Origin of the sequence: Tissierella sp., assembly GCF_052089545.1 — a bacterium.
Taxonomy (GTDB): Bacteria; Bacillota; Clostridia; order Tissierellales; family Tissierellaceae; genus Tissierella_A.
This window is the reverse complement of the sequence record NZ_JBQDAA010000262.1, coordinates 1-2,733: the sequence shown is the minus strand read 5'-3', so window position 1 is coordinate 2,733 and position 2,733 is coordinate 1. Positions and strand designations below refer to the sequence as shown.

The following is a 2,733-nucleotide window of genomic DNA, read 5'->3' as shown; positions in this document are numbered from 1 at the left end:
ACTATGGAAATTCATAATTCTCCTCCTAAAATTAAAACTCTAAGATTAATAATATTTCAAAATTAGAATTTTTTTTCTTTTTACCACTTAATTGGTAGTTGTGTTTCCTACTTTCTAATCTAATACTACCATAATTAGACATTAACTTCATGATTTCTTCGTAAGAAGGAGTTGAATTTGAATTTAAACTCATAACAATAAATTTACTTTTAAGTTGTGCTATTCTTAATATGTTTTCTATATTATTTAAAAAATCTTCTTTTTTTCTTATATTAGTTATTTCTATTTCCTTATCAAATATTTTATCAAAACTACCATAAAACCCTTCGTAATTATTCATTGTTCCAGGGTATGGAGGATCCAAATATATAATATCTACAGAGTCTATTGAATTTAATGCATCCATAAAATCCATTTGTATAGCTCTATTTTCTCTAGCATTATCAAAAATAGAGTTATTATAATTCTCAAGATTGTCTAAAATATGATATTCAAAACTTTGGTTATGATAAGCTCTACGTCTTCCATATTTTCGATAAGAATAATCTTCATCTCTTAATTTTAATATGTTTTTCCAATCTACATTCATTCTTGAGTAAGGTAATTTTCTTATCATAGATCTTCTTATTAATGCTTGAAGTAAATATTTTTCATATGTGGGAAGATTAAATGAGTAATTAACAAATTTAGAAAGCTCATCCACTTCATCAGAGTAAAATAAGTTTTTTTCTAACCAATTCAACTTTTTTCTTAATTTTTTATCTATTTTAGTATTTTTAATCTCTTCTATTTCATTATATTTTAATTTAGTATCTTTATTTTCTATCAAAGCTTTATTAATAACAAATGACGCATATAATGCATCGTTTGTTATCACTTCATAACCTTTTTGCTTTAGATAATATGATACCGATGAACCTCCAGCAAATAGATCTAAAACAATACCTTCAGATAAAGGTATATTAGAACCAATCCATTCAACTATTTTCTTCTTATTACCTATATAATTCACTTTAGGGAATTCATAGTTTTCCATTTTATTTAATCCCCTTTTTTACTTGTAAAGCTAATTTATAAGCTAGTTTAGGAGGAACTGCATTGCCTATCTCTTGTTGAATTTTCATACTGTTTCCTACAAAAATAAAATCATCAGGAAATGTTTGAAGTCTTGCTAATTCTCTTTGAGTTAGTGCACGATTTTGTTCATAATGAAATATTTTCCTCATATCTCCAGTAACTGTTGGAGATGGTTTTTTACTGTTATAACAAATATATTTTCTTGCATCTCCAGTTTTAGGTCGTAATTCTTCTGGAATATCATCTCGATCTCCGCCATCTTTTATATATGACATTTTTTCCAACATCTGTGCTGAGTGATTCATAGCATTATGATTTGGTATATTTGATTTTTCCGCACTTTTTAATCTCGGTAAATCATCTATAGCATCTTTAATAGTTAAAACAGACTCATTTTTTTCTGGAAATTTAAATACAGACCCTCTCGTACCAACTATAATAATTCGCTGTCTTTTTTGAGGAATACCATAATCAGACGTTTGTAAAACATCATACTCAACATTATATCCTAACTTTTCAAATTCATTAATAATTTCAAGAATTGTTTTTCCTTTATTATGACTTGCCATTCTAGCAACATTTTCTAATATAAATATTTTAGGTTTAACTATAGAAACAACACGAACAAATTCATTAAACAAATAATTTCTATCATCTTCTATAAATGTTCTACCTATTTTACCAGCTAAACTAAAGCCTTGACAAGGTGGTCCACCTACTACTACATCTATGTCCAATCCACCTATTATTTCTTTTATTTCTGTTTCAGATAACTCAACTATGTCTTTTATTATTAAATTAGTTTCAGGAAAATTTTTTTTATATGTTTCAGCAATTTCTCGATTAAATTCTAGGGAAAATATATTTTTAAAACCTGCTTTTTCAAATCCCAAAGACATCCCTCCTGCCCCTGAAAATAAATCTATATAATTTAACATGTATTATCTCTCTCCTTTTTAATCATTACTTATAATATCAAATTTAGGTGGAAAAGTCACCCCTTAACTATCTCCTTATTATTTTTTAATAAATTATCTTTTAAATCCTCTTTTTTTCTTTTTCTTATTTTCTAAAGTCTTCACTTTTTTTCTTTGCATATCTTTAATGTTAAAACTAAGTTTTTCAGCTTGTTTCTTCTCTACTGCAATCTCTTTTTCTCTTTCTTTCTGATTTCTTTTTTCTGATTCTCTAGTTCTTATTAGTACTTCATAATTGCCACCATATTGCTTCATTTCTTTTAATTCTTTTGTAAGAGAAGCTTTTTTTCTTTTAACTTTTTGTATATCTTTTTTTAATTTTGCTATATTTTTATGCATAGGAGTAGGATTTTCATCACTATAAACCTTTGCTGACATTATATAATCTTGATATTCTTCTTCAATATCTATTTTTTCTAAATCTTTCTCCATCATTTTTCTAATCACAAAATCGATGGGGGCTTTAAAAAAATTCCACTTAGTATAACTTTGATTGGTAACTTTGTCTAACTCTTTGTCTATTTCTTCTTTTTTATCTACCTTTTTATAAAATGTTTGAATCCTTTTTTCATTTTTATCGACAGATCTTATTTTATTCTTTATATATAGTTCTAAATCTTTAATTTCTTTAGTTTTTTCAAAGATTGCTAGTTCCCAGTCTTCTTTATTATCAAATCTT

At 26.1% G+C, this 2,733-nt stretch carries 3 protein-coding genes; all 3 read right to left on the bottom strand.

Annotation, left to right across the window (positions count from 1 at the left end; translation table 11 throughout):
- Nucleotides 1-31: 31 nt before the first annotated feature.
- On the bottom strand, nt 32-1,036 hold the full coding sequence (locus ACTHW2_RS12650; RefSeq protein ID WP_442198555.1) for a DNA adenine methylase: 1,005 nt from the start codon (nt 1,034-1,036) through the stop codon (nt 32-34).
- Nucleotide 1,037: 1 nt separating this feature from the next.
- Nucleotides 1,038-2,015, bottom strand: coding sequence for a DNA cytosine methyltransferase (locus ACTHW2_RS12645; RefSeq protein WP_442264255.1), 978 nt, complete (start codon nt 2,013-2,015; stop codon nt 1,038-1,040).
- A 93-nt stretch (nt 2,016-2,108) separates the two neighbouring features.
- The coding region (locus ACTHW2_RS12640; RefSeq protein WP_442264254.1) for a hypothetical protein at nt 2,109-2,733 on the bottom strand (625 nt) is incomplete at its 5' end.